At 59.1% G+C, this 21,733-nt stretch carries 24 protein-coding genes and 1 tRNA gene; 17 read left to right on the forward strand and 8 right to left on the reverse strand.

Annotation, left to right across the window (positions count from 1 at the left end; translation table 11 throughout):
* The first annotated feature begins 25 nt into the window (after window positions 1-25).
* The 14 genes from KVO92_RS16425 (at window position 26) to KVO92_RS16490 (ending at window position 11,617) form a co-directional block, all read left to right on the forward strand.
* Window positions 26-211, forward strand: coding sequence for a hypothetical protein (locus tag KVO92_RS16425; RefSeq protein WP_217476610.1), 186 nt, complete (start codon window positions 26-28; stop codon window positions 209-211).
* The gene (locus KVO92_RS16430; RefSeq protein WP_217476611.1) at window positions 211-555 is read left to right on the forward strand and encodes a phage head closure protein; all 345 of its coding nucleotides are present in this window, start codon (window positions 211-213) and stop codon (window positions 553-555) included. The genes KVO92_RS16425 and KVO92_RS16430 overlap by 1 nt, the downstream gene beginning before the upstream one ends.
* Entirely contained in the window at window positions 548-1,033 is a 486-nt protein-coding gene (locus KVO92_RS16435) for an HK97-gp10 family putative phage morphogenesis protein (protein WP_217476612.1), read from the forward strand. Before KVO92_RS16430 ends, KVO92_RS16435 begins: the two co-directional genes overlap by 8 nt.
* 2 nt (window positions 1,034-1,035) lie before the next feature.
* Complete coding sequence (gp17, locus tag KVO92_RS16440; protein WP_217476613.1) at window positions 1,036-1,401, forward strand: tail completion protein gp17; 366 nt, start codon at window positions 1,036-1,038, stop codon at window positions 1,399-1,401.
* A gap of 68 nt (window positions 1,402-1,469) precedes the next feature.
* Complete coding sequence (locus KVO92_RS16445; protein WP_217476614.1) at window positions 1,470-1,982, forward strand: phage tail tube protein; 513 nt, start codon at window positions 1,470-1,472, stop codon at window positions 1,980-1,982.
* 3 nt (window positions 1,983-1,985) lie between these two features.
* A complete protein-coding gene (locus KVO92_RS16450) occupies window positions 1,986-2,336 on the forward strand; it encodes a phage tail assembly chaperone family protein, TAC (RefSeq protein WP_217476615.1) in 351 nt (116 codons plus the stop codon).
* A gap of 32 nt (window positions 2,337-2,368) precedes the next feature.
* A complete protein-coding gene (locus KVO92_RS16455) occupies window positions 2,369-2,623 on the forward strand; it encodes a DUF3102 domain-containing protein (RefSeq protein ID WP_217476616.1) in 255 nt (84 codons plus the stop codon).
* 100 nt (window positions 2,624-2,723) lie between these two features.
* The gene (locus tag KVO92_RS16460; protein WP_217476617.1) at window positions 2,724-3,029 is read left to right on the forward strand and encodes a hypothetical protein; all 306 of its coding nucleotides are present in this window, start codon (window positions 2,724-2,726) and stop codon (window positions 3,027-3,029) included.
* A gap of 55 nt (window positions 3,030-3,084) precedes the next feature.
* On the forward strand, window positions 3,085-5,418 hold the full coding sequence (locus KVO92_RS16465; RefSeq protein ID WP_217476618.1) for a phage tail tape measure protein: 2,334 nt from the start codon (window positions 3,085-3,087) through the stop codon (window positions 5,416-5,418).
* Window positions 5,415-5,930 (forward strand): hypothetical protein, encoded by a 516-nt coding sequence (locus KVO92_RS16470; protein ID WP_217476619.1) that lies wholly within the window; start codon window positions 5,415-5,417, stop codon window positions 5,928-5,930. The genes KVO92_RS16465 and KVO92_RS16470 overlap by 4 nt, the downstream gene beginning before the upstream one ends.
* Window positions 5,927-6,409 carry a DUF1833 family protein gene (locus KVO92_RS16475; RefSeq protein WP_217476620.1) on the forward strand — a complete coding sequence of 161 codons (483 nt, stop codon included), beginning with the start codon at window positions 5,927-5,929 and terminating at the stop codon, window positions 6,407-6,409. Before KVO92_RS16470 ends, KVO92_RS16475 begins: the two co-directional genes overlap by 4 nt.
* Window positions 6,406-6,822, forward strand: coding sequence for a hypothetical protein (locus KVO92_RS16480; RefSeq protein WP_217476621.1), 417 nt, complete (start codon window positions 6,406-6,408; stop codon window positions 6,820-6,822). Before KVO92_RS16475 ends, KVO92_RS16480 begins: the two co-directional genes overlap by 4 nt.
* Complete coding sequence (locus KVO92_RS16485) at window positions 6,819-9,485, forward strand: host specificity factor TipJ family phage tail protein (RefSeq protein ID WP_217476622.1); 2,667 nt, start codon at window positions 6,819-6,821, stop codon at window positions 9,483-9,485. The genes KVO92_RS16480 and KVO92_RS16485 overlap by 4 nt, the downstream gene beginning before the upstream one ends.
* Before the next feature lie 74 nt (window positions 9,486-9,559).
* A complete protein-coding gene (locus KVO92_RS16490) occupies window positions 9,560-11,617 on the forward strand; it encodes a hypothetical protein (protein WP_217476623.1) in 2,058 nt (685 codons plus the stop codon).
* On the opposite strand, the gene KVO92_RS16495 is transcribed toward KVO92_RS16490, so the two are convergent.
* Window positions 11,585-13,648 carry an acyltransferase family protein gene (locus KVO92_RS16495; protein ID WP_217476624.1) on the reverse strand — a complete coding sequence of 688 codons (2,064 nt, stop codon included), beginning with the start codon at window positions 13,646-13,648 and terminating at the stop codon, window positions 11,585-11,587. The genes KVO92_RS16490 and KVO92_RS16495 overlap by 33 nt on opposite strands.
* A 188-nt stretch (window positions 13,649-13,836) precedes the next feature.
* Between KVO92_RS16495 and KVO92_RS16500 the strand changes: the two genes are divergently transcribed.
* Both KVO92_RS16500 and KVO92_RS16505 read left to right on the forward strand, forming a co-directional pair.
* Window positions 13,837-14,229 carry a hypothetical protein gene (locus KVO92_RS16500; RefSeq protein ID WP_254621460.1) on the forward strand — a complete coding sequence of 131 codons (393 nt, stop codon included), beginning with the start codon at window positions 13,837-13,839 and terminating at the stop codon, window positions 14,227-14,229.
* Window positions 14,226-14,753, forward strand: a complete 528-nt coding sequence (locus KVO92_RS16505) for a lysis system i-spanin subunit Rz (protein ID WP_217476626.1) — start codon at window positions 14,226-14,228, stop codon at window positions 14,751-14,753. Before KVO92_RS16500 ends, KVO92_RS16505 begins: the two co-directional genes overlap by 4 nt.
* Here the strand turns inward: KVO92_RS16505 and KVO92_RS16510 are convergent, their stop codons facing one another.
* The 6 genes from KVO92_RS16510 to metG all read right to left on the reverse strand — a co-directional run bounded on the left by KVO92_RS16510 (window position 14,754) and on the right by metG (window position 19,097).
* Entirely contained in the window at window positions 14,754-15,053 is a 300-nt protein-coding gene (locus KVO92_RS16510; protein ID WP_217476627.1) for a hypothetical protein, read from the reverse strand. It abuts the gene before it with no gap.
* 2 nt (window positions 15,054-15,055) lie between these two features.
* Window positions 15,056-15,757, reverse strand: coding sequence for an SOS response-associated peptidase family protein (locus tag KVO92_RS16515; protein ID WP_217476628.1), 702 nt, complete (start codon window positions 15,755-15,757; stop codon window positions 15,056-15,058).
* A gap of 158 nt (window positions 15,758-15,915) precedes the next feature.
* Window positions 15,916-15,989 (reverse strand) — tRNA-Gly (locus tag KVO92_RS16520).
* Between the two features lie 69 nt (window positions 15,990-16,058).
* The gene (locus KVO92_RS16525) at window positions 16,059-16,751 is read right to left on the reverse strand and encodes a pseudouridine synthase (protein WP_217476629.1); all 693 of its coding nucleotides are present in this window, start codon (window positions 16,749-16,751) and stop codon (window positions 16,059-16,061) included.
* On the reverse strand, window positions 16,751-17,053 hold the full coding sequence (locus KVO92_RS16530) for a cysteine-rich CWC family protein (protein WP_423836236.1): 303 nt from the start codon (window positions 17,051-17,053) through the stop codon (window positions 16,751-16,753). Before KVO92_RS16530 ends, KVO92_RS16525 begins: the two co-directional genes overlap by 1 nt.
* Window positions 17,054-17,057: 4 nt before the next feature.
* Entirely contained in the window at window positions 17,058-19,097 is a 2,040-nt protein-coding gene (gene metG, locus KVO92_RS16535; protein ID WP_217476631.1) for a methionine--tRNA ligase, read from the reverse strand.
* Between the two features lie 193 nt (window positions 19,098-19,290).
* Between metG and apbC the strand changes: the two genes are divergently transcribed.
* Entirely contained in the window at window positions 19,291-20,385 is a 1,095-nt protein-coding gene (gene apbC, locus KVO92_RS16540; protein ID WP_217476632.1) for an iron-sulfur cluster carrier protein ApbC, read from the forward strand.
* A 926-nt stretch (window positions 20,386-21,311) separates the two neighbouring features.
* Here apbC and KVO92_RS16545 read toward each other — a convergent pair.
* On the reverse strand, window positions 21,312-21,521 hold the full coding sequence (locus tag KVO92_RS16545) for a cold-shock protein (RefSeq protein ID WP_003282211.1): 210 nt from the start codon (window positions 21,519-21,521) through the stop codon (window positions 21,312-21,314).
* Window positions 21,522-21,733: the final 212 nt, after the last annotated feature.

Below are 21,733 nucleotides of genomic sequence, written 5' to 3' on the forward strand. Positions count from 1 at the left end.
ATAGCAAAATGGATGAGGATTGCCCGTGAACGACTCATTGGAACGACTGATCACCGCCCTGGAGAACCAGTCCGAGGCGATCAACCGCCTGGCCGACAGCAACATGGCGCTGGTGAGCATCGTCGTTGAAGGTGATGGAGAGTACCTGCCGGACGATGAAGCGCCTCATGGCCGGGACTTGAGTGGCAAGCCCATTCGGGTGGGTGATTGATGCAGGCCGGCAAACTTCGGCACCGTATCCAGTTCCAGCAGCAGGTGCAGGCGCAAGACCCGGAAACGGGTGCCGTGGTGTTGGTCTGGCAGGATTGGCCGGCCCCCGGCAAGAAGCTCTTCGCGAGCATCGAGCCGCTGAGCGCCCGCGACTTCATCGCCGCTCAGGCTGCTCAGTCCGAAGTCACTGCGCGCATCGTTATCCGTTACCGCGAAGGAGTGCTGCCGACCATGCGCGCGCTGTATCGAGGAAAGGTCTACTCCATTCAGGGCGTGCTGCCTGATCCGGTCATCGGCCGTGAATACTTGACGCTGCCTGTCAGCGAAGGGGTGAAGGATGGCTGAGGCCATTGAATTCAGCCTGATCGGCATCGATAGCCTGCTCGGCAAGCTCGATTCGGTTAAGCAGGACGTCAAGTCGAAGGGGGGTCGATTCGCCCTGCGCAAGGCTGCGCAGCTGATCGCCGAGAAGGCGAAGGAGGGCGCCCTGCGCGTTGATGACCAGGCCACGGGCCGGAGCATTGCCGACAACATTGCACTGCGCTGGAACGGTCGTCAGTTCAAGCGCAATGGCGACCTGGGCTTTCGCATCGGTGTTCTTCACGGTGCCGTGCTGAAGAATGGTGGCGACACCTCTACCAACGCCCCAACGCCGCACTGGCGGCTGCTGGAGTTCGGTACCGAGAAGATGCAGGCGCAGCCCTTCATGCGCAGCGCCCTGGCCGACAACATCGCCGCAGCAACCAGCATATTCGTTACCGAATACGAAAAAGCGCTCGATCGGGCGATCAAGCGCGCCGCCAAGAAAGCCGCCAAGGGGTAACCATGTACCCGCCAATATTCAAAACTGCTGCGGCCTCGACTGCGGTGCAGGCAGTGCTGGGCGCTGGACCAACGCGCCTCTACCCATTCGGTGAGGCGCCCGAGGGCGTCATCTATCCGTATGCCGTGTGGCAGGCCATCGGCGGTGCGCCCGCGAACTATCTGGCCTGCCGCCCCGATATCGACCTCTTCTCGCTGCAGGTGGACGTGTACGGCGATTCCGCTGACAGCGTCCGTCACGCCGGCGCTGCGCTGCGTGACGCCATCGAGCTGCACGCCAACATCACCCGCTGGGGTGGTGAGCGCAAGGACCCGGCCACCGGCCGCTATCGCCTGTCGTTCGACGTCGACTGGCACGCGCATAGGTAAATCGAAGCAACCCAACAACCCGCCAAGTGCGGGTTTTTTGTACCTCACAAAACCCGCAGGAGAATCAAATGGCCATACTCAGCCAGGGCAGCCAGGTCTTCGCACTTGTGCCCAGCGCCGCAAACCCCGGGGTGCTTGAAGTGCTCGAGATCGCATGCGCGACGGCATTCACGCCCGGCGGCAACCCCGCCGACCAGATCGAGACCACCTGCCTAGGAGAAACCAGCCGGTCCTACATGCCGGGTCTGCGCACGCCGGCCAGTGCCTCGCTGGCTGTCAACTTCGACCCCAGCGAGCCGAGCCATGTGCGCCTGTTCGAGCTGAGCCAGCAAGACCCGTCGCCTACAGTGAAATGGGCGCTCGGCTGGTCGGACGGCCCGAAGGCCGTGGACGGCACTCCCTCGGCGCTGCCGACGCTGAACGTAGAGGGTGACGACTTCGAGCTGCCATCCACCCGCACCTGGTTCACCTTCGAAGGCTACCTGTCGGACGTCCCGTTCGACTTCGCTGCGAACACTGTCGTCACATCTGCAGTCGCCATTCAGCGCTCCGGCGCTGGCGTTCTGATCCCTAAGGTATAAGTCATGCAGCTGAGCATTGATTCCCTCAAGCAAATGGGCGCCTTTACCGGCGCACCGGTCGAGCGCGAAATCACCTGGAAACAGAGCGAGGAGGTGCTCACGGCTACCGTCTACGTGCGCCCGCTGTCCTACCTGTCCGCTCGTGCCGATCTGGCCGCGCTGACGGGCAAGAGTGACGGTGTCGCTGGCCGTATCGCTGCGTGCATCTGCGATCCGGAAGGCAAGCCCGTGTTCACCGCAGCTGATATCACCGGCGAGGCCGATCCTGATCGCGGCCCGCTCGATGGCAACCTAACCATGGCGCTGCTCGCCGTAATTGGTGAGGTCAACGGATTGGGAAAGACGCCGAGCTGACCGACGAAGAGGAAGTGTTCTGCGAGCTTGTCATGAACGGCATCGGGGGCAGAACCATCGCTGAGGCTCAGGCCAATCTGAATCACAGCGAGTTCCTGACCTGGATGAAGTACCGGCAAAAGCGCGGATCGCTCAACCTCGGGATGCGCATAGAGCGCGGCTCAGCTCTCCTGGCAGCGCTCTATGCCAACAGCAAGTCGAAGAACGGCGGCTATCAGCTGCATGAGTTTGCGCCTTATCACGATCAACCAGTGCTGACGCTGGAGGATCTGCAAAGTTGGGTGTGACTCGCGTGACCTACAAATTGTTTGCATTGCCGCCGGGCCTAGCGCTGGGTTTTGGTAATGGCGTTTTGGTAATCTCTCATCTTCTTAGGGAGGGGTAATCATGCGTAAGGCAATTGTTGCGGGAGCGATAGCTCTGCTTGCGAGCGCTGGAGTGTCAGCGGACCAGAAACGAACGGCGCAGTGCGCTCAAATTTCTGAAGTGGCTTCAGAGATTATGAAGACGCGGCAGGCTGGAGTTTCCATGGCGAAGATGATGGAAGTACCGTCGGAAGGTGATCTAGGTGACATGTTACGTGGACTAACCATCGCGGCCTATGAGAAACCTCGGTACAGCACACCTGAAATGAGGCAGCGCGAAATTGAAGATTTCCAGAATGACGTTTATCTCAACTGTATAAAGAACTAAGCCAAGATAAAGGAGCCCGCCAAGTGCGGGCTTTTTCATGCCCAGAGGAAAGTAAATGGCCAGCAAATCACTGGGCACGTTGACGCTCGATCTCGTTGCGAAAGTGGGCGGGTTCGTTCAGGGCATGGACAAGGCTGAGCGCAGTTCAGCCAAGTGGCGCAAGCAGGTCGAACAGAGCGCGGCTGCCGCTGGCGCAGCAATCGGCGCCGCTTCGGCAGTGGCTGTCGGCGCGATGGCTGTGTGGGTTAAAAGCAGTATCGACAACGCTGCCGAGATCCAGAACCTTGCCAGGGTTGCCGGTACTTCGACCACTGAGTTCCAGAAGTTCGCAGCTGGCGCCCGCACCGTAGGCATCGAGAACGACAAGCTGTCGGACATTCTCAAGGATGTGAACGACAAGGTTGGGGAGTTCATCACAACGGGCGGCGGTGAGCTAAAGGATTTCTTCGAGCAGGTAGCACCGAAAGTCGGCGTCACCGCTGAGCAGTTCCGTGATCTGTCCGGGCCGCAGGCGCTCGGCCTGTATGTTGATGCGCTGGAAAAGGCAGGTGCCAACCAGCAGCAAATGACGTTCTTTCTTGAGGCCATAGCCGATGAGGCGTCGTCTCTGGCGCCGCTACTGCGCGACGGCGGCAAAGAGCTGCGCGGCCTGGCAGACGAGGCGCAAAGCCTCGGCCTGATCCTTTCCGATGAAACAATCGCTGGCGCGAAGCAATTCAATGACGATCTTGACCTGCTCGGGCGAGTGGCGGGTGGAGTAGGACAGCAGATCGCGGCAGAGCTGCTGCCTGAGTTGCTTGAGCTGACCGGTGAACTGCGCAAGCCGGAGACTGCAAAGGCTGCGGCCGACATGGCCAAGGCGGTAGTCGGCTCGTTCACGACCATCATCAACGGCGCTCGGAATACCGTGCAGTTCATTCAGTGGGCTGCTGAGTCTGCCGCTGCGTTCATGAACGGCATCGCCGCCGATGACATCGTTCGGCTGAACGATGAGATTGAGCGCCTGGAGAAGATGAAGGCGTCCGGCGCCTTGGATCGGCTGGTGTTCTTCGGGCGCGACGGGATCGCTAAGTACTACAACGATGAGGAGCTGGACGCCGAACTTGCCACGCTACGCGGTGCGGTCGAAGCTGCAATGAGCCGTGGCAAGCCAGTCGTTTTACCCATAGAGCCGAAGATAGAGAGCGACAAGCCTGCTCCCGGCTCGGGCCTGCGGCTTGATGGTGCGTCTTCAGACGAAGCCGCTAAGGCAGCCGAAAAGGCAGCCTCTGCCATCACCAGGCAGGTCGAAGCCCTCCAGAAACAGGCCGACACCATTGGCATGAGCAGCGAAGCGCTCGCCATATACAACCTGGAGCAAGCCAAGGCCAGTGATGGGCAAATGGCGCAGGCTCGGGCCGCGCTCGAAACCATCTCGGCTTACGAAAAGCAGAAAGAGCAGACGGAAGCTTATGCCGAACTGGTCGCCAGCCTTCGTACCGAGGAGGAGCAGCTAACCGACCAGATGCGGGAGCGCCTGGCTGTTCTCGATGCGATGCAGGGTATTGAGCCAGACGATCGCATGAAGGTAGCTGGCCGAATCGCAGGGGCAGCTACAGAAGAAGCGCCCGACATGGGCGGGATAGCGCCCGAGGTCGGCGGCGTGCTGGGCGAACTAGACCGCATCGATGAGGCCGAGTCCAAGCTCGAAGAGTGGTATGAGCGGCAGCTTGAAATGCTGGATCAGTTCCGCAAAGAGCGTGCTGACCTGTCCGCGACATGGGATGAGGAAGAGCTAGCGATCAAACAGCAGCACGAAGACGGCATGGCCCGAATCGAAAAGGCCCGCCAGCTAGCCGCGCTCAGCTCTATCGACAGCTTCCTGGGAAACATGATCCAACTTCAGGAAACGGGCAGCAAAAAAGGCAAGGCCATCGCCAAGGCTGCAGCAATTGTCCAGACCACCATCAAAACCTACGAATCCGCGACAAGCGCGTTCTCGGCGATGGCGGGGATACCGTACGTCGGGCCTGCGTTGGGCGCGGCAGCTGCAGCCGCGGCTGTTGCGGCCGGCATGGCAAACGTGGCGGCTATCCAGGGCATGGCGCACGAAGGCATCGACTCCATTCCGCAGACCGGCACCTGGCTGCTGGAAAAGGGTGAGCGCGTCACCACGGCCAACACCAGCGCCAAGCTCGATAAGACGCTGAGCGATATACAGTCTGGCAACAGCGGAACAGGCCAAAGCATCCAAATCATCAACAACGGCGAGCCCATGACTGCCAGGACAGAGATGGACGGCAACACGCTGCGCGTCATCCTTGATCGCATTCGAGCGGACATCATGAGCGACGGCACGACTAAGCAGGCCATCAGCCAGAAGTTCGGCATTGAGGGAGTAGGCAGATGATTGAGTATCCGCGCGATTATCTGCCGCTTCCGTTGCGCGAGGGCTACGCCTTTCAGGCCGTCAGCCCCGTGCAGCGCACGGAGATGCAGAGCGGCCGCGCGCGGCAGCGCCGGCGATTCACGTCAGTCCCGACGATGGCAACGGTGTCTTGGCTGCTCAGCGACGTCCAATCGCAGCTGTTCGAGGCTTGGTTCGAAGACGCGCTGAAATCAGGGTCGGATTGGTTCGAGTGCCCGCTGAAAACGCCGACGGGCGGCATTCAGAATTATGTGGCGCGCTTCAGCGATATCTACCAAGGTCCGGCGCTGGTCGGCGTGAGTCACTGGCGATTCATGGCGCAGTTGGAACTGCGCGAGCGTCCGATTCTTGCGCCCGGCTGGGGCAATTTCCCTGGATTCATTGCACAGCAAAGCATCCTCGACGTTGCGCTAAACCGTGAGTGGCCCGAATCGAAGTACCAGACCTACATGGGCGCGTTCGACGAATCTGTTAATCAGGAATGGCCGGAATGACCGTGCTCGAACAGGTCTATGCCTCGGGCGGCGACGTGCTGATCAACACGCTTGAGCTTTCCTGCGCAGCCTGGGCAGAGTCGATCCTGCTGTGTGAGGGGTTCGATAACCAGGCGTGCATCACCGAGGATGGCAGGGCCGTTACCTTCATCGGCTCTGGTATTGCGGTCGAGCTGCCGGACCGTGGAACCAGTGGCGGCCAGACGCTCACCTTTGCCATCGACAACGTGACCGGCGAGGCGCAGCAGAACATTGACGCAGCGCTTGAGGCTGAAGAGCGAATGATCCTGACGTACCGCTGCTATCTGGCAAGCGATAAGTCAGCCCCGGCAGAGGCGCCGTATCGCATGACCGTGCTCGACGGCGAAATCAACGGGTCAACCGTTCAGGTCGAGGCCGGCTACTACGACCTGATCAATAGCGCCTGGCCAAGAGATCTCTACACCACCGAGTTTGCACCCGGGCTGAAATACCTATGAGCTGGCTAGACGCATATCGCGACGTCCGCTATCGGGACGGGGCGCGAGGGGAGGTCCTGGGCGGCGTTGTTGAGCACGACTGCTGGTCACTGGCTCGCACCGTGCGGCACGAGGTATACGGCAAGCCTCTTCTGCCATCTTGGGGGCACGTGCGCAACACCGCGCCTCGCGAGTTCGCCAGGGCGCACGAGGCGGTGTCTTCTGAGTATTTGGAGGAATGTGCGCCAGAGGTGGGCGCTGTCGCTGCTGTATTTCGCGGACGCCTTGTGACCCATGTAGGCGTAGTCGTTGAGATCGACGGGCGTCTTGCGGTGCTGGATATCCGCGGAGACGGTCTTCCGGTGCGCTGGCAGTGGGAGGCTGATTTCAAATCTCAATACCTGCGCGTCATCTACTACAGGGACAAGACATGATCCGGATCTACTCGAGCAAGCTGGGCGGCGAAGTCGTTGAGCAGCATCAGGCCAACGGTTGCACGCTCGACGCCTGGCTGTCTGCAAACGTTCGCAGCTACAAGCGCATGGACTCGCCACCGATCAGCGCGCACCTAAACGGTGATCTGATGGCGGTCGAGGACTGGTCGCGCGTCGTGATTGGCGAAAGCGACACGCTCGACATCTATCCGGAGCCGAAGAACGACACCTTCAATCTGCTGTTCAACCCGGCGATGCATTCGAAGATCGGCATCATGCAGTTCTTCATGCCGGAGACGCCGAAACAGCGCGACAACAAAAAGGGCGCCGATCTGGACACCGTGTCGGCACGCGGTAACCAGGTTAAAACAAACTCCGTGATTCGTGAGGTGGCGGGGCGCTGCAAGATCTACCCAGACTACTTGCTGCCGCTCCGTCGCTATTTCGCTGCGCCAAAAGAGCAATGGGCGGAGATGCTCCTTTGCGTAGGTAAGGGAAAGTTTTCGATCCCATCCAGCCGCGTCCTGGTCGGCGATACACCCCTTATTTCGCTGGGCTCTGACGCTTCGTTCACTGTCTATCAGCCGGGAGCGGACTTGTCTGCGGAGCCGGCTGCGGTATGGTGGCATTCTGCGCCAGAGGTTGGATCGAGCAGCACAGGAACCGCAGGCCTTGAACTGAAGGCAACCTATGCGGTGAGCCCGTCGCCGACTGCCAGCACCTACTTGTTCAGCGGAAACACGGTCACCATCCCATCAGGAGCGGGAGCGTTCCCGGATGGCTGGGCCGCAGGCATGATTGTTCGGATAGTTGCGCCTGAGTCTTATACCGTCATTGACGGAGGGGCATCGCATGACATCTTGAGCGGAAAGCTTGCATGGCTCGCTCCGTTCCCTGGAATGGTGCTTGAAATGGCCGGGTCGCTCGAGGGGACCTTCGTGGTGAACTCGTTCACGCCTGGCACGAGCGGCTCTGATGATCAGATGACGCTTAACTATACGAACGGATCGCCTGCGACTGGCTTTCCAGCTGGAAGCGCTTCTCTGAGCTTGGGCTATGCCGGCCTGCGTTACCGTCTTACAGCGGCCAGTGCTTCAGCAATTTCGGTTGAGCGCATCACTGATACTGGCGGAACAGATCCGATTGCCTGGCCGGGCTTCAATGCTTTCTCATCCACCGCTGCAACGATCGGCCTTGACGGATCGACCCAAGAGGGCGATTGGTGTGGTCCGTTTGCTGCAAGCCCCTCTGGAGAAATAGCCACGCAGCTCGAGTGGGACGTCATGTTCCCCAACGGGCTCATTCATATAGGAAGCAAGGGGCAGTACATCGCCAGATCGGTGACTGTTGAATTGCAATATCGCGACATCGAGACGGCCGGCGTTTGGCAGTCGGTTCAGAAGACGTACAGCCAGAAAACGCTTGACCAGATCGGGTTTACCGAGCGCGTAACGCTCAGCACGCCAATTCGCGCCGAGGTGCGCATGCGGCGAATCGGCGCCGCGTCTACGGACGTCAACATCACCGACGAGGTCCAGTGGTACGGGCTTCGGGCAAACTTGCCGATCAAGAAGCAGTATGAAGGCGTGACGACCATTGCCATCCGCATCCGCGGCGGAAACCGTCTGTCGTCGAAGTCTGAGCAGCTGATATCCGTTGAGGCTACAAGAGTCCTTCCCGTCAGGACTGGCGGCGGTGCGTGGGACGTCGAGACGCCAACGCGTGACATCGTGCCTTGGGTGGCGCACGTTGCCCGCTCCATTGGCTATTCCGATGATGATCTGGACATGGCTGAACTCGATCGGCTAGGAGCGATATGGGCAAGCCGTGGCGATTACTTCGACTATGCGGCCGGGTCCAGCATGACCGTCAAGCAGATCCTGAACGACGCCATGCAGGCCGGGTTCGCCACGCTGACCATCGACCGGGGCCGAATCAGGCCGGTGCGCGACGAGCCGCGAATTACATTCGAGCAGTCCTACACCCCCCAGAACGTAAAGGAGCCGCTGGTTCGGCAGTTCAGTGCACGGAAGCCGGACGACTTTGATGGCGTTGACGTCGAATACCTCGATGGCATCACCTGGCAGAAGGAAACCATTCAATGCCGCCTGCCTGGTGACGCTGGAGTTCGCGTCGAGAAAATGAAACTCGAAGGCGTGACGGGCAAGACTCAGGCTTGGCGCATTGGGATGCGCCGCAGGATGGAGCAGAAGTACCGCCGCTGGGGCTATCGGTTCTCGACTGAACTGGACGCACTGAACAGCCGTTATCTCAGCTACGTACCGCTACAAGACGACGTGCCAGGCTACGGCCAGAGCGCGCTTATGCTGAGCTACGACAGCGGCATTATCGAGTCGTCCGAGCCGTTCTACTGGTCAGCTGGCGGCTCGCATGTGGTTGGCATTCGCCGGCCAGATGGGACGCTGTCGGGCCCATACGCCGCAACGCGCATCGATGACTATCGGCTGTCAATCAGCGGGCTGGACTTCGTCCCCGACACGTCTTGGAGCATCGAGCCGCCCCACCTGCTGTTCGGTCCGGTCAACCGCTGGAGCTATCCAGCGCTGATCACGTCAATCAGCCCTAGCGGAACCGATGGGGCGTCGGTGCAGGCAGTCAACTACGACTCGCGCGTCTACACCTACGACGACCAAACACCCTAAAAACTAGCCAACACCACATACCGGACACGGCCCACACGGACGCCGTGCGAATTTGCACGCCTGGAGAAAACTACATGGCCTTTAACACCGGCAACCCTGTACCGAGCACCGATGCGCGTGATCTGTACGACAACGCGACAAATCTGGATAAGTTTGCCAATGGCCAGGGGCTGGAATACGAAGATCGTCTCGGCACGCCACGCAAAAGCTTGGCCGGAATGGAAGCTGATTTCGCCGATTTCCTGGCAGCGTCCGGTTTCGAGCCTAATGTTCTGGAGTACGTCGACGGTTCGCCGCTGACTGTTGAGCGGCCAACTCAGCTGATCGAGCGCGCAGCCACCCCGGGAATCTTGTATGCGATCAAGCTGCCGTCTGCGTTTCCTGTTGCTCTTTCTGGCTCATGGGCTTCCGACGAGGCAAATGTGGTTATTCGCGTCGATGACTCGCTTCGGCAGGAGCTTGCGGCTGACGCGGGCGCCGAGAAGGTTGGCTACAAATCATCCTTGCCGTTTGCCGTCAGTCAGACCGTCAAAGGAAAATTGGGTCAACTGGCTGTCACGCCATACACCTTTGGCGCAGTTGGCGACGGGGTTGCCGATGACACCACTGCGGTGGTTAAAGCCCTTGAGGCTGGCTACGCTTTCTTTGATGGCATATTCAAATGCACGCCTTTCACCATTGCCGGAAAGAAGCTAGATGTTCATTTCGCGCCAGGCGCAAAACTGGTGTTCGATCACCAGGGCAGTAACAGCGCCACGTTTACAAACTGCAGCGGGCATATTGACGGAATTGAGATCGACGATACTGTAGAGACCGTCACTGGCGTTTTCGTCTCGCTACTGCTTAACGCTTGCACAGATCTGACCGTAAACCGCCCAGTTCTGAACGGCGGTAAAGACCTGCCGGTAGCGGTATACCAAAGTGACAACTGCCATGTCATCGACGGCATAGGTAAGGGCTCTGATGCTAACCGGCCGTTTGGTTGGGAATTGGTGAGTTGCAAAGCATCAACTTTCAGCCGCTGCCGTCTCTATAGATATCAGTTCGGGTTTGTACTTATTGGTCCTGGGTACAAGTCGGGCACCATCCTGCCATCTACGCGAGCTTGGTCGGATACGCTCGGAATGAAGGCGGTCGATTGCTATGTGGAAGACCACACAGGCCATGCATTTGACATGAATGGGACTGTGGGCGGCGGGTTTTCCGGTTGCACAGCCAAGGACTACACTGGCATTGGCGGCAATGCATCCTTTCAGATCAAACAAAGCACGAACATTCCGGCTGAGCTTGACGACGACACATTTATTAATTGGATGGACAACTGCCTGGCTGTTAACTGTGTGAACGGCTTCGGCACGCAGCAGGGCACCGATGTTCGCCTCTCGAACTTGCAGGTGATACGCGCTAAGCGCTATCCAGTAACACTCAATTCGACAAAACGAGTAAGCCTTCGAGGGCTGCACGTCAGGGATTGGGGGCTTGATCTGGCTAGCTGGCCTTTACAGAACGGCGATAGCATCTGCGCTGGAGTCGCTGTATGGAACGGGTCGGATTACTGCGTGGTTGATGATGTCACCCTGTCATTAACCGATGCAGCAAACCCGAACATTGCAACGCTCGCCCTCTGTAATGTCGTCGGAGCTAACACCACCGTCGGGTCGTTCCGTTACCGACGAGAGGTTGGGCTCTCCGGAGTTATCTCGCGTGCAATCCGTATATCTGGTGGGAATACACTAATTGAATCAGCGTTTCGACCTGGCGATCCGAGCCTGTATGCGAATCATCCAGTTGACGACACGACCGGGACGACAATGTACCCACTGGAATATGGCATCAATGTGCCACTAACCTCCTCTGGGACTTTCATAGTCCCGCAGATGCCGCAGCGCGGAATAATGGTCGCAAAGATTGCCGCAGTACCCACGGTAACCCCGGGTGGATCACCCCAGTACTCAGTCGGCCGAATCGGCAGCAACAATGCGTTAGTGGTCTCGCGCGCGGCGCCTACAGCCAGCGAATTTCTCGATCCGCTTAGCCCTACGATATCGCCTAACCTTCCGCTGGCTATTGGCGTAACCGCAGGTAGCGCCGGGCAACTTTCAGTGAGCGTTCGCGGCCTTCACTTGCTGTAAGGAGGTGCCATCTGATCGGCGGTCAAGGGCAGCCAAGACCGCCTCCTTAAAATGACTTATTGCGCGAACCGATCCGGCTTTGGAAAGATGCAGGGCGTCACTATAGTAAACCGCATCATCACCAGCCGAACTACAAAGTCCGTTCGCGCAAAAGGCGTCAAACGGGTCTAGAAAGATGGTATTCGGCCGGGCGGATGCGTATTGCGCTAAAATTTTGTTACCTACAGCACTTTCGATAGCTCGCACGGGGACGTTGAGCAAACTAAAGCAATTTGACTGTATAAATGATGGGCGCAAAAAACACCCCATAGTGTCTGATGTCCCGGCCCCAGGGACATTTCCTACTATGATCAGCTGTCTATTCCCTATTTTGGCTCTAAGTTTATCCAGTTTTTTTGTGATGAAACGGTAGCCGTCAGCAGAGTTTCCATGCTTTAAAGGCTTGCCTTCCCCTATTTCTCCTGCCGCATTAAGCTGGAATTGCCAACTTTCGCCAATCATGACAACCGAATTTGGGTTATTTTCAATAGCAGTGATAGCTTTTGAAAGCGCGCCGGAGCAAGCGGAGTCCCAGTCGGTTCCTGGAGTAACCCTTGTCATGCCGGGAAGAACCAAGCAGCTTGCGGATGATATGAAAATATTCTTAGAGAATGGCTTGCCTATTATCTGATCTAGTCCTGTGGCGTAGTGTCTGGCATGGCTATCACCAATCACTACAAGGTCAGCAATAGGTTTCTTTCCGACATTTATCCATCCGCTTGCTGTGTAACCGGCTCCTCCGTAGTTGTCGATGTGAAACTGCTTAGAGTCGCCGAGCTGCTCAGCAAGCTTTTTTCGCGATTCACCAATACGCCATTCCCAACCGCTAGACGCCCATATAGACGAAGCTGGCAAAACCAAAAACATGGCTAGCATTGCGCACGATAGTCCAAAGGCCGCCTTGTTCGGCTTGTAAGTCGACCCCGGCGCTCTTCGCATTGGAGTTTCAACAAGCCGGAACATGGCAAAGCCTAGCGAGATTGATATCGTGACGATCGCGACCTGCTCGTGTAAGGCTAGAGGCTGACTGCTCCAGTAGCGATAGAACACGATCAGCGGCCAATGAACTAGATATACGGAGTAGCTGATCAATCCGATCCAGACCATCAGTCCATTGCGTAGCAACAGGCCAGTAGTCGGGGCATTCACCCCATAGATCACCAGGGCCGCGCCGATGCACGGGATGAGAGCATTGTATGAGGGGAAAGCCGTTTTCTCCGTGAATGTGAATATGGATATCCCGATCATCAAAAGCCCGGCTGTCATGGATGCTTCGGATAGTGCGCGATGTTTTTCGCCAGGCCTCGGCAGCCAGACAATGGCGGCGCCGACAGCGAACTCAAATACCCTAAAAGGCGTCAGATAAAAAATCGTTGATGCTCCATCGCTGAACCAGCCTGCCACAGTTGGCGCGAGACTCGACAGGGTGCTGCTCTGGCCGTCAGCAAATACCAAGTTAAGGCCTAGCGAAACAGCAAAGGCAGCGGCTAGGGCGAACAGGACGATTGCCTTTGATTTGGCTCGCAGTAGTAGAACAAGTAGCGCCGGCCACAGCATGTAAAATTGCTCCTCGACACTAAGGGACCAGGTGTGCAGCAATGGCTTGAAGTCTGAGGATGTGTCGAAATACCCGCTTTCGCTCCAGAAAAAAAAGTTAGACAGGGAAAAAATCGAGTACGTAAGCTCTCCCCCAAATCTTTGGAAATGCTGCGGAGTGAAAAGCAAGAACGACAGGATCAGGCATATAGCTAACGTTGTGAATAGCGCCGGGAATAGTCGTCGAACGCGACGATAGTAGAAGTTTGGAAAGTCAAAAGAGCCTTTTTGCGTCACCTCATCTGAGATTAATCGAGTGATCAGGTATCCGCTGATCACAAAGAACACATCAACGCCAACATAGCCGCCGGAGAAGCTGGTGAACCCTGCATGGAATAGTAAAACGCTCAGCACCGCGACAGCGCGTAAGCCATCGATTCCGGGGACGTATTTCATGTGGAGACTTCCGTGCGTTGAGGCTTAAGCCAATCGAGAAAAGTGCAAATTATGCCATCACAGCCCCGCCAGCCGGGGCTTTTTTCTGCCTGGAGAAACCCATGACCCTTTCTGAAATACGGGAGCGAGCCATAGCGCCCGCTCTCGCGCTGCTGCCTGCGCGGATGTCTAGCCGAGAGGCTGAAATCATGCTGTTGGCTATCACGCAGCAGGAAGATCCGGATCAGCGGCGCCGCCAATGGCCAACCGGACCGGCGCGTGGGCTATTGCAGTTCGAACGAGGCGGCGGCGTGCGTGGCGTGCTGAATCATCCTGCAAGCCGCGACCATGCACGGCGTGTGTGCGCTGCTCGAGGTATTGCGCCGGACCCTGCCGCGGTATGGGCTGCGCTCGAGCGTGACGACGTGCTGGCGTTTGCCTTTGGCCGTCTGCTGCTCTGGACTGACCCAAAGCCGCTTCCCGGTGAGCATGACGCCGCTGCTGGCTGGGGGCTGTACGCACGCACCTGGCGTCCAGGTGAGCCGCATCCGGATCGCTGGCCGGCGCGATTCGCCGCGGCCGTCCGGGAGGTGATGCGATGATCGCCCTGCTCAAGCAATACCGATTGATAGCCGCCGGTGGGGTCATCCTCACGCTGATGGCCATTGCGGCTTTGGGCGCCTGGCAGTGGCAGGCCAACAGCTATGGCAAACGACTGGCGGATCTAGGCGCCGAGCATCAGGCGTTCGTACGCAACGTGGCCGAGGCGAACGCCGCGGTGATTCGCCAACAGCAACGCGAGCGGCTGGAGCTGGAGCAGCGCCTGGCCGCCCTTGACACATCCTCTACCGAGAATCTGACCCATGCACTCATTGAAAACGATCGCCTCGAGCGCCTGTATAGCGCTGCTGATGATGAGCGTCGCCGCCTGCGGATCGAGGTCAGAGTTGCCAGAGCCGACGCCGTCGTGTCCTCCGCCACCGGCGCCGGCCGCATGGGCGATGCAGCCACCCTCGAACTCAGTACAGCAGCTGGATCAGCTGTTTGGGGTATCCGGCGAGGAATGATCGATGACCAGGCCAAGCTGGCCTATCTGCAGGAGTGGGCGAGGTCGGTAACCAAGTGATCAATCCGGTAACTGGCAGAGCCACGACTGCGCATAAGCAACGCCGTCGACCATCTCTATGCCGCTGAGGGTGAATCCGTTGGTGGACATCGTGTACAGGCTGACATCCATCAGAGGAGGGATAACACTGCTCACGAGTGGGTTGTCGCTGATGAGGCTAGCGACCTGAGAGGGCCTGCCCAGCTCTGCCGGTTTCTCATGCATGATCCGGACGTCGCCATAAATCGGCGGCACGCGGCTCAGTTCACGGCTATCGATCGGCTTGCCATTGATGCGGCGGCGTCTGACATTGAAATACATCGCTAAAGCACCGGGTCGCTGATTCGCTCAATGAGGTGTGCGCCCTCGTTCCGCACATTGCCGACGGCCTTGTCCACTGGATACCAGTCGAATTCTTCGACGCCTAGGCTATGCTCGAGCGCGATTTCCTCGGCCTCGTCGGGCGTTAGATCAGGATCCATCCAATGGGCGGCGCACTCCGCCGAGAGCACAACAGGGCGCCGGTCGTGAATATCGATCATGCCCACATCGCTCGACGCTGTGATGATTACGAACCCGTCGCCGTCGCGTGGCTCAAGCATGCCGCCCCTTTGAAACTGCCCAAGCGCCGCCATGAATAGTGGCTCGTCGCTGCGAAACTTGATCAGATAGGGCTGCTTAATCTTCGGGTTGGCCGGGTCCTTCTTCCACTCATACCAGCCGTCAGCCGGGACGATCGCACGGCCGGTCGTCCATATGTCGCGAAAAAACCTGCTCGTCGCGGCTGTCTCCACCCTGGCGTTGATCGCCGGCGGTCTCTTCCCCTGCGCCCAAAACGGGGCGTACCCCCACTTGACCGGCTCCATGCGCAACCCGTCGTCATCCTGGTGCAGTAGCTGAACCCGCGATTGCGGCGGCACGTTGTAGCGGCCGATCGGCTCCGGATTCGTCCAGCTAATCGGCAGCTGACCCAGCGCTTCAACGTATTCGCGTGAGTATCGTGACTGGGTGATTCGTCCGCACATGAACAAGACTCCTTACAGAGATGTTCCGCATAGACCGTGTGCCAAGCCAATTGTTGGGAGAGGCCGATAGTGACAGTTAAGTTGGCGAGCGCAAGCGATAACTGTCGCCATTACTGTCACCAAATAAAAAGGGGCCTCGCTAGAGGCCCCGTAAATACTGGAGCGGGCGAAGGGAATCGAACCCTCGTCATGAGCTTGGGAAGCTCAGGTAATGCCATTATACGACGCCCGCGGTGGGTGCCTTTGTACCAGAAGGGCGCGTGGAATTGAAGCGGGCACGGGGGGCTTTTCGGCGAAAGGCTCAGATCTGCGCGATTTCGCTGTCGGTCAGGCTGCGGTATTGGCCGGGTGCGAGTGTGGGGTCGAGCGTGAGCGGGCCCATGCGTTCACGGTGCAAGGCGGTGACCTTGTTGCGGAAGTGGCCGAACATGCGCTTGACCTGGTGGTAGCGGCCTTCGTGCAGCGTCAGGCGTGCCTGGCGTGGGCCCAGTAGTTCGAGTTCGGCGGGTAAGGTGGTGAGGTTCTCGAAGCGGAAGTAGAGGCCTCTGGCGAAGTGCTCGATGCAGCTGGGGTCGATGGGGTCTTCGGTTTCGACCCGATAGGTCTTGCCGAGCAGGCTTTCGGGTTGGGTGAGGCGGCGGGACCAGAGACCGTCGTTGGTGACGATCATCAGCCCGGTGGTGTTGAAGTCCAGCCGGCCAGCGATGTGCAGTTCGTGCTTGTCGGGCTCGTTCAACAATTCCAATACCGTAGGATGTTGCGGGTCGGCAGTGGCGCTGACGCAGCCGGCAGGTTTGTTGAGCATAAAGAAGCGCGCGGGCTTGCCGGCTTGCAGTACCTCGCCGTCCAGCTCGATGCGGTCGAATACGCGGATGTCACGGGTGCCATCGCAGACTGTCTTGCCATTCACCGAAGCGCGACCAGACGCCAGCAGCAGACGCGCCTGGCGATGGCTGCAGTGGGGCAGGCTGGCGAGGAAGCGGTCCGGGCGCATCAGGATTGGGCGGGAGGCTCGCCGCTGGCGCAACGAGGACAGATGCAGGCTTTATTCTGCGCGTCGTCGGGAATGCGTTCGCGGGCTTCGGGTGCTATCTCGGTGGTGAAGCACCAGCACGGTTGCGTCGCGGTTGCCGGATTGCTGAGGGCGCATTGATTGGGCTCGCCACAGATTGGGCATGTACTGGGATCGGGTGTGACAGTCATAACCGCCTCCGGGCAGTGGCAGCGATAGATGTGGTGGAGCGATAAGTCGAGTTGAAAAAGAAGCCCGGCATTGCACCGGGCTTCTCGTCTCATGTCATTACTTCACGCGCTGACCGGGCTTGGCGCCGCTGTCCGGGCTGAGCAGGTAGATTTCTTCACCACCAGGGCCGGCGGCCAGGACCATGCCTTCGGAGACGCCGAACTTCATCTTGCGCGCAGCCAGGTTGGCGACGTACAGGGTCAGGCGGCCTTCCAGCTTGCTTGGGTCCGGGTAGGCGCTCTTGATGCCGGAGAAGACGTTGCGCTTGGCGTCGCCGATGTCTAGCGTCAGGCGCAGGAGTTTGTCGGCGCCTTCGACGAACTCGCACTTCTCGATCAGCGCGATGCGCAGGTCCACGGCGGCGAAGGTGTCGAAGGCGATTTCCGCGGCGATCGGCTCCTTGGTCAGCTCGCCGTTGCCAGTCGGCGCGGCGGTTTCGGTGGCGGCGAGGTCTTCTTTGGAGGCTTCGATCATGGCTTCGATTTTTGCGGGCTCGATACGGGTCAATAGCGGGGTGAAGGCGTTCAGCTGGTGATTGGCGAGCAGCGTTTGCAAGTCAGTCCAGCGCAGCGGTTCGACGTTGAGGAAACGCTCGGCGTCGGCGGCCAGGTTCGGCAGCACCGGCTTGAGGAAGATCACCAGCTGGCGGAACAGGTTGATACCGGTGGCGCAGATCGCCTGAACTTCATCCTGCATGCCTTCCTGTTTGTTCAGTGCCCAGGGCGCCTTGTCGGCAATCCAGGCGTTGGCGCGGTCGGCTAGGGCCATGATTTCGCGCATGGCGCGGGCGAAATCGCGGCTTTCATAAGCGTCGGCAATGGACGGTGCGGCGGCCTGGAAGACGTCGGTCAGCTCCGGCGAAGCGTTGCGGTCGACCATCACGCCGCCGTTGCCCTTGTGGATGAAGCCTGCGCAGCGGCTGGCGATGTTGACCACCTTGCCCACCAGGTCGGAATTGACCTTCTGCACGAAGTCTTCGAGGTTCAGGTCCAGGTCATCGACACCACGGCCGAGTTTGGCCGCGTAGTAGTAGCGCAGGTATTCCGGGTTCAGGTGCTGCAGGTAGGTGCGCGCCTTGATAAAGGTGCCGCGCGACTTGGACATCTTCTGCCCATTCACCGTCAGGTAGCCGTGCACCGCGACGGCGGTGGGCTTGCGGTAGCCGGCGCCTTCGAGCATGGCGGGCCAGAACAGGGTGTGGAAGTTGATGATGTCCTTGCCGATGAAGTGGTACAGCTCGGCGCTGGAGTCCTTTTTCCAGAACGTATCGAAATCCAGCTCCGGACGGCGGGAGCAGAGATTCTTGAAGCTGGCCATGTAGCCGATCGGTGCGTCCAGCCAGACGTAGAAGTATTTGCCCGGCTCGTCCGGGATCTCGAAACCGAAGTAGGGCGCGTCGCGGGAGATGTCCCACTCGTGCAGGCCGCCGTCGAGCCATTCGGCGATCTTGTTGGCGACCGATTCCTGCAGGCTGCCGCTGCGGGTCCACTCCTTGAGCATCGCCTCGAAGTCGGGCAGCTTGAAGAAGAAGTGCTTGGAGTCGCGCAGCACCGGCGTGGCGCCCGAGATGGCTGAGCGTGGATTCTTCAGCTCGGTGGGCTCGTAGGTGGCACCGCATTTTTCGCAGTTGTCGCCGTACTGGTCCTCGGCGGCGCACTTCGGGCAGGTGCCCTTGATGAAGCGGTCGGCGAGGAACATGCCCTTTTCAGGGTCGAAATACTGGGTGACCGAGCGCGTGGCGATATGGCCGGCGTCGCGCAACCGGGTGTAGATCAGGCTCGACAGCTCGCGGTTTTCGTCCGAGTGGGTCGAGTGGAAGTTGTCGAAGTCGACCAGGAAATCGGCGAAGTCCGCGCTGTGTTCGGCCTGCACGTTGGCGATCAGCTGCTCGGGCGTGATGCCTTCTTTCTCGGCACGCAGCATGATGGCCGAGCCGTGGGCGTCGTCGGCGCAGACATAGATGCACTGGTTGCCGCGCAGCTTCTGGAACCGCACCCACATGTCCGTCTGGATGTACTCGAGCATGTGGCCAAGGTGAATCGAACCGTTGGCGTAGGGCAGGGCACTGGTAACGAGGATCTGGCGGGCTTCGGACATGGGGGAAATCTGCAGTCGAGGTTGCGAAGTGAGTCGGCCACTATAAAGGTGCGGCGGTTTTTTTTCATCCGCACTGGCGCGGGCGGCTGGGGTCGAATGCCTGCGCCGCGCCTGATTGCCGCGCCTGATGAGCGCAGGCGGCACCACGAGGTAAGATGCCCGTCTGTTTTACTAGGTTTCTTTGGGAGTAGTCATGACCGTCACACGCGAAGCTGTCGAAGCCGTACTGCGTCAGTACACCGACCCTAACTTGAACCAGGATCCGGTGACCGCCGGTTGTGTACGCTCGATCGATGTTCAGGGCGATCGCGTCAAGGTCGAGATCGAGCTGGGCTATGCGGCCGGATTGTTCCGCAGTGGCTGGGCACAGATGTTGAGCATGGCCATTGAAGGGCTCGACGGCGTGACACGAGCGGACGTTCAGGTCGACTGTGTGATTCGTTCGCACAAGGCGCAGGATCAGGTCGAGGCGCTGGCCAACGTCAAGAACATCATCGCCGTCGCTTCCGGCAAGGGCGGTGTCGGCAAGTCTACGACCGCAGCCAACCTCGCGCTGGCGCTGGCACGCGAAGGCGCGCGCGTGGGCGTGCTGGATGCAGATATCTACGGGCCGAGCCAGGGCATCATGTTCGGCATCGCCGAAGGCACCCGACCGGAGATCCGCGACAACAAGGCATTCATTCCGCTGGAAGCCCATGGTGTACAGATCATGTCGATGGCGTTTCTCTCCGACGACAAAACGCCCATGGTCTGGCGCGGGCCGATGGTATCCGGCGCGCTGTTGCAGCTGATCACTCAAACCGCCTGGGACGATCTCGACTACCTGGTGGTGGACATGCCGCCGGGCACGGGCGATATCCAGTTGACCCTGGCGCAGAAGGTGCCGGTGGTGGGGGCGGTCATCGTCACCACGCCGCAGGACCTGGCACTGCTGGACGCGAAGAAGGGCGTGGAGATGTTCCGCAAGGTAAACATTCCGGTACTGGGCGTGGTTGAGAACATGGCCATCCATATCTGCTCGAACTGCGGCCATGCCGAGCACCTGTTTGGCGAGGGTGGCGGTGAGAAGCTGGCGGCGCAGTACAACGTCGAGCTGCTGGCCTCCTTGCCGCTGTCGATGGCGATTCGGACCCAGGCCGATGCCGGCAAGCCGACCGCAATTGCCGATCCGGAAAGCCAGATCGCCATGATCTATCAGCAGATGGCACGCAGCGTTGGGGCGCGGATTTCCCAAGGCGGCCAGATCATTGCGCAATCGATGCCCAACATTACGGTCAGCGACGACTGATCGTCGGGAGCGCCGCTTTGTAGGTTGGATTAGCCGCAGGCGTAATCCGACGATGGCGAAGGCCGGCGGCAAGCCTCGAGCGGCACGCAAATCAGTTACGGGTTGGTTTTGGTGTTCGAGTAGTTCGCGGCGAGCGACGGAAGCGCCTGTGGCGATTCCATCCTACAAACGTTGGTCGTCGGGAGCGCCGCTTTGTAGGTTGGATTAGCTGCAGGCGTAATCCGACGATGGCGAAGGTCGGCGGCAAGCTTCGAGCGGCACGTAAATCAGTTACGGGTTGGTTTTGGTGTTCGAGTAGTTCGCGCGGCGAGCGACGGAAGCGCCTGTGGCGATTCCATCCTACAAACGTTGATCGTCGGGAGCGTCGCTTTGTAGGTTGGATTAGCCGCAGGCGTAATCCGACGATGGCGAAGGCCGGCGGCAAGCCTCGATCGGCACGTAAACCAGTACGGGTTGGTTTTGGTGTTCGAGTGGTTCGCGGCGAGCGACGGAAGCGCCTGCGGCGATTCCATCCTACAAACGTTGATCGTCGGGAGCGTCTTTTTGTAGGTTGGATTAGCCGCAGGCGTAATCCGACGATGGCGAAGGCCGGCGGCAAGCCTCGAGCGGCACGTAAACCAGTTACGGGTTGGTTTTGGTGTTCGAGTGGTTCGCGGCGAGCGACGGAAGCGCCTGCGGCGATTCCATCCTACAAACGTTGATCGTTGGGAGCGCCGCTTTGTAGGTTGGATTAGCCGCAGGCGTAATCCGACGATGGCGAAGGCCGGCGGCAAGCCTCGATCGGCACGTAAACCAGTTACGGGTTGGTTTTGGTGTTCGAGGGGGGCGCGCGGCGAGCGACGGAAGCGCCTGCGGCGATTCCATCCTACGAATCGCAGGCATAAAAAAGCCCCGCCGAAGCGGGGCTTTTTCAGAGAAGCTTCAGGTTAGATAACCTGAACTTCCTCAGCTTGCATGCCCTTCTGGCCGCGGGTAGCGACGAAGGAAACTTGCTGGCCTTCTTTCAGGCTCTTGAAACCGTCGCCTTGGATGGCGCGGAAGTGTACGAAGAGGTCGTCACCGGATTGCGGAGTGATGAAGCCGAAGCCTTTTTCATCGTTGAACCACTTAACGGTACCGGTTTGGCGATTGGACATTTGAATGTCTCCTTGAACAATGTAGATGTGATTGAACGGGCAACTACCCCGAACGGTGACTGTGTGCAAGGAGTTAAAGGAGTCGTAGCAATGATCGGATCGAAATCTAAACATGTAGCGATTCACGGTGACACATGCAGCAGCAGCCAATGAAAGATACCGCATTTCCGCAGCAATGCGAGCATTATTTTCAGTTTCTTCCCAGCGCCCGA

This window comes from Stutzerimonas stutzeri, assembly GCF_019090095.1.
Taxonomy (GTDB): Bacteria; Pseudomonadota; Gammaproteobacteria; order Pseudomonadales; family Pseudomonadaceae; genus Stutzerimonas; species Stutzerimonas stutzeri_AN.